This is a genomic window from Candidatus Babeliales bacterium, from assembly GCA_035944115.1.
Taxonomy (GTDB): Bacteria; Babelota; Babeliae; order Babelales; family Vermiphilaceae; genus DASZBJ01.
The window spans coordinates 1-5,540 of record DASZBJ010000018.1; the positions used below are offsets into that span (position 1 = coordinate 1).

Annotated in this window: 4 protein-coding genes; 1 reads left to right on the forward strand and 3 read right to left on the reverse strand. The window is 38.4% G+C overall.

The window, feature by feature from the left end; translation table 11 throughout:
• Positions 1-308 precede the first annotated feature (308 nt).
• The gene (locus VGT41_02580; GenBank protein HEV2601160.1) at positions 309-2,957 is read left to right on the forward strand and encodes an ankyrin repeat domain-containing protein; all 2,649 of its coding nucleotides are present in this window, start codon (positions 309-311) and stop codon (positions 2,955-2,957) included.
• Between the two features lie 74 nt (positions 2,958-3,031).
• Here VGT41_02580 and VGT41_02585 read toward each other — a convergent pair whose 3' ends face one another.
• The 3 genes from VGT41_02585 to prmC are packed head-to-tail and all read right to left on the reverse strand — an operon-like array spanning position 3,032 to position 5,173.
• A complete protein-coding gene (locus VGT41_02585) occupies positions 3,032-3,574 on the reverse strand; it encodes a hypothetical protein (protein HEV2601161.1) in 543 nt (180 codons plus the stop codon).
• Complete coding sequence (locus VGT41_02590) at positions 3,571-4,278, reverse strand: hypothetical protein (GenBank protein HEV2601162.1); 708 nt, start codon at positions 4,276-4,278, stop codon at positions 3,571-3,573. Before VGT41_02590 ends, VGT41_02585 begins: the two co-directional genes overlap by 4 nt.
• On the reverse strand, positions 4,250-5,173 hold the full coding sequence (gene prmC / locus VGT41_02595) for a peptide chain release factor N(5)-glutamine methyltransferase (GenBank protein ID HEV2601163.1): 924 nt from the start codon (positions 5,171-5,173) through the stop codon (positions 4,250-4,252). Before prmC ends, VGT41_02590 begins: the two co-directional genes overlap by 29 nt.
• Between the last annotated feature and the right edge of the window lie 367 nt (positions 5,174-5,540).

Here is a 5,540-nt window from a genome sequence, read left to right on the forward strand (position 1 = left end):
GATTTGTATGAGAATCTCCTTTATTAACGAGGCTAGATTGCTTCGTTCCTCGCAATGACTGCGTAAGAAAACCCTTTTTATCACAACAATACGCAACAACATACAACATCCCGAAAAACTTCTTATACCGAACTCACGTTAACTACCATAATAAATTCTGTTTGGCGGTTTTAATAACCTGTTTTTTACCATTATGGTTGCATGGTCTTTTTATTAATGTATTCTGAAAAGAATTCTCATGCGATGAGGGTTGCATGATTACAAGCAATACAGAGTTGGGGTTTTTACAGAATTGATTAGGGATAAAGATGTCTATAAAAAATCATTTATTAATTGGTGTTTTCGTTAATATTATTGTCGGATTGCAGGTTTGTGCAGCTGGTGTTGATCAAAAAGAGAATAAGCGGCAGAGGGTTCTTGTTGGTCAAGTACAGTTGCGGCAACGACGAGATCAAATGCAAAAGAAGCGGCTTGCGCCGAACGAAGTTGCAGCAACGGCTAATTTTGTAGATAGATATGCTGAAGAAATTAAATTAGATTATTTTCCATCTTTGCGCAAACATCGTTCGATGATAAAAAAGATGGTAGAAAATGAAGAGCTATATAAAGAGAGTCATATTGTTTGCTATCATGCGCAAAATAGCGAAAATCGTCTCATTCCGGCAATTTTAAACTATTGTTATGAATCACCCTATCCTAATTTTGAATATCTTCGTACTCGCGCATCTGATTATTCAAATGTGCAGCAGTATTTAGATAGTTTTGCAGGACCGCATGCATTTAGAGCAGGTAAAGGCGCTACGAATGATAACCTTGCACACATACGAAAGGATCTGTTGGCGGTCAATCCAACGTTGTTTAGCAACTTTCATATATCAGGCGAATCGACATGGGATTATTTTTTACGAAATCGCAGTATAGGGAGTTTTGTTAAAGAATGGCTTAAGGAAGAACGTACTTATGGGAAAGATATATTAGATGTTAATAAAGAGTTCCCTTCTGAAACTGGCGATATTATACAGATATTTATACCAAAGCATTTGGTAGATGAATGTGTGTATGTTTCGCGCCCATTCGGTGTTCCTCAAAAAGAATATATGGTTAATGATAATAATGAAATAGTAGCAGCTGATGATTATGATGTACGACGTCAGCGATATATAAAAGCGAGTACTTTACTTGAATTGCTGCAAAAAGAAAAAAATCCGTTTAAACATATAAACGAGATGCAGTTGCGGCTTTTTTTCTCAAGAACTGGACCGTTAATGAACCCTAAAATGGGAGTAAAGATGTTTCGGTTTACTTCTCTTACTTCGCAGCAGTTGCAGGGATATGAAAAACGAGTAAAAGAAGTTTTAAATGCGCACTTTAGAGTTCCTCATACATCAAACGAGACTTATTTTTTTGATTGTGCGCCAGAAAAGCCCGCATTGCAAAGCAATAACCAAGTAGCACGCGCTATTGAACAGTTAACGGTTCCCAAGACTATATTTGAACATGTGTACATGCCGAATGCAATAGAAGAGATTAAAAAGATGTTGCAAGCGGGAGGGGATTTAAATTGTAAAGATGGTCGAGGTCGTACGTTACTCATGCACGCGGCTTCGCAAAAAAATCTAGATGTAGTACGTTTTTTATTACAAGAAAAAGCTGATGTACAGAGTGCTTCTCAGGATGGCAGTACTGTATTAATGAAAGCGGCTGCGTTTGCTGACAGAGATATCGTGGAATTGATTTTGAATGCGGGCGCTGATAAAGATGCACAAAATAGCAAAGGAGTTATCGCGTTAACAGCCGCTATTGCATCTCGAAAAACAGATACGGTGCAATTGTTGTTAGAGCATCAGGTTAATGTAAACAGTGTTGACAAATCGGGCCGAACGCCATTAATGATTGCAATTGAGACAACTGGTAATGCAGAAATTGCGGATATTTTGGTAAAAGCAGGCGCTTCGATGGACGTCACAGATAACGATGGTCAAACATTATTGATTAGAGCTGCTCAGTACGGAAATGTAGCTGCTTTAAAATGGTTAATAGATATGAATGTTAATAAAAATGATCAGGATAAATCGGGAATGACTGCATTAATGTGGGCAGCTGCGAACGGACATACAGGGGTTGCGACGGCTTTGTTGAGAGCGGGTGCTGATGCAAATGCTGGGGATAAAGAAGGGCAAACAGCGTTAATGTGCGCGGCTGGCAATGGTCATGCGGAAGTTACAAAGCTGTTGATCAGCTATGGTGTTGACATACAAAGTGCAGATAAAAGCAAATGGACAGCATTGATATATGCGGCTAACTATGGCCATGAAGAAGATGTAGATGTTTTGCTAGCAGCGGGTGCTGATAAAAATGCTCAATGCATACATGGAGGAACGGCACTAGTGTATGCAACTAGATCCAAACATTTGGGTATTGTAAGATGTTTATTAGCAAAAGGTGCACATTTTGATGTTTTTGATAAACACGGATTGTTGGTTTCACAGGCAGCAGTTGAAAGTGGTTCTACGAGTGTTATGAATTTTTTTATACGCATGGGGGCAAATGAAGAAGATAGACGTATAATTCGTGTTCGCATGGTGCTACAGGCAGCTGACATAGGTAGACCAGAAGTGATAAAATCCATAGTGGAGAGCGGCAGGCATAAGTATGTGTGGAAAGATCCAGATGTTGATTTAGCATTAATCTGTGCAGCTCACGATGGTATGTTACATTTAGTAAAGGTTTTAATCGAGGTAGGCGCTAATATTAATGCTCAACATCCAGTCACCGGTATGACGCCAATGATAGCTGCCGCTACAGCGAATCATCTAGAAGTATCACGTTTTTTGTGGGAACAACCGGCTCTTAATAAAATGCTTGCAGATAAGAATGGCAAGACAGCAGAAACGTATATTCAAGAGAAGAACGAGCAAAGAGTAAAGCAGGCGTTAGACTGTTTGAACGAAATTTAAAAAACCGCTTACTGCAAGCAGAGCATAGAAAATATCTGAAAACACATAAAAACTAGCTTCTTGAATCTAACTCCCTACACCTTAATCGACCCTGTTAACGAAGCGATCATCTGTTTTGTTTGAGAAGCTTTATGTGGTTGCAATGATGTCATGCGTAGATCAGTTATATCGGGTGATGCAGAGAGAGCTTCTAAATATTGATAACCAACTTGCGTGGACGGACAGATAACCGATAACGTTATTGTTTTCCCGTTGATATTGCAGGTAACAATCGTACAGTTGGTTGGCATTGATTTCTGTATAGCAGTTAAGACATTTAAAAGGCGTTCGTTTTTTAGCTCTATGTGAGCAAGGAACTCTTTTCTGTCTTGTAGCTCTTTTTCCTGTTCTTGTAGTTTTTTGTTTTGATGGGCATTAATCACCGGCAGTTGTGGTTGTTTTTGCATTATCTGATTATATTTTTTTCTGGCCGCAAAAAACGTTTTTAATTGATAGAATTGTGTCACGGTAATTGCAATAATGGTGATCAACGTGAGTACTATGGCTACGCGGCACCATACTGCAATATTGTGTTGTTCTTTTGGTGAGATAGTTTTTAAAAAGTTAATTGGCTTCATGATTGTTCTATTCCTATTATAAAAAGGCCTAAAGCGATTGATAACGGAGTTATTTCATTGGGCAGTTGCACAGAAGGGGATATGGTCATTATACGGCGTATACTGTCGGCAGAAAACAGGGTATGGAGTTCATTATTGTTTTGTTGCATATCTTGTGCAAATTGGCTTGCTCTAAAAATCAAACCTCTTGTTTTTTTATAGAGCGATAATAGTGCCATACGTTCAGTGGTAAGCGCGGTCAAATTAAGTTGGTGCTTTACGGCAAAGAGTTGATGCTGAAAGAGAATGTGTCTAGGGATGCCACACAGGTAAAAGGTAAAGTATGCATTGTCTTTTGGATACAAATAACGATAATTCCAGATAGTTTTATGCAGTTTTGGAAAAGGAAAATCAGTAATTTTTGGTGAAGCAATAGGAAGATCAATGAGTGATTCTATTATTTGTGATCCGGAAATAGAGCATGAAATATAAGGATCGACGAGCTTGTGTCGTTTTAAAAATTTGGTAATGTGTGCGCCAAGCATTTGCGAGTTGTTGATTGCTGATTGTTCATATTCAAGATGATGTAACGGTTTTTCTTCAAATGCCTTTAAAATATATCGTCTATTGTCTTTTGTAGTGGTTGTGAGCCAACTGCACGATATTTTTTTAGGAGCAAGTGATATCGTTACTAATTCATTGCGCAGCTTTGGTAGGTGCCACATTATCTGTTCTCCCTGAAACTACACGATCCTTATGTTCCAAATCTGTATCTATTTTTATATCCGTATAATCCGCTTGTTGCATAAGCGTAGCAACTGTTGGTCCTTGTAAATAGCCAATTTCAATCATAAGTTGCGGTATTGCTTGTGCTTGTAGTTCTTCGTTTTGCTGCAAATACTGTGGCGCTACCGCAATAATTTTTTTAATAAGAGCAAGGCCATCGTCATCGGCAACCAGTGCACCTTTATCTTCCCATTGTGCAACCGATTGATCAAGAGTTTGCCATTCTATAGGAGTTATGTACGGTGGATTGGTCACAATAAGATCAAAACGAATATCTTTCGGGAGCGCATTGAATAAATCAGAATGCAGGATAATGAGATTACTTGTTTTATTATGAGCGCTGTTTTTTTTGGACAGTGCAATGGCAGAATCTGCAATATCGCATGCGTAGATTGTTGCGTGCGGTAATGCTTGAGCAAGGGTAATTGCTATGCATCCGCTGCCGCAGCAAAGATCTAAAATAGTGATTTGTTGATTTCGTAGTTTTTTGAGTTTAGTAATAAGATTAAAACACCATTCTTCTGTTTCAGGGCGCGGGATTAATGTTGGTGGTGCGACTAAAATAGTGACATCACAAAATGGTACTGATCCAAGCAGATATTGAATAGGCATTTGTTTGGTAATGAGATCTTCAAGCCATTCATTAAGATTTTTTTGTTGTTCCTCACTGAGTATGATGGTGTCTTGATTGATCAGCTCTGTTTTTCTTTTATTGGTGATTGCTTCCACGGTCCACCATGCATATTGTCGGCAGAGTATAGGATCGTTATAAACAGTAAGGATTTGTTGTTCAATGTCAGTAATGAGAGATGAAATTTGTGTTGTTTTTTCCATAAAATCTTTCCTTGTTAGCCAGTTGCTATATCAAACACTTCAGGAGATGTTTGCAGTTTTTTATATTTCATTAATTAACGTGAGCTTGATCTAACGAGTTGATATACAAGCCTGCTTTTATCGTATTGATCTTTGTAAAAAAATAAAACACTGGCTACAGGATTATTGGTATTCGATCGTTGTCATTGCGCTTGTCCGCCGTAGCCCTAACGCAGGAGGAAGCTCACGAAGTGATTGTGTTAAAAGTCTACTATTTTTATTCATTTTTTAAGCCTTATATAATTCATCTTTTTTAAGCAATGTGTTTGCGAGAAGGAGGAGTTTGCGCATAACGGCTACTATGGCCACTTTGAAAGGCTTGTTGTTG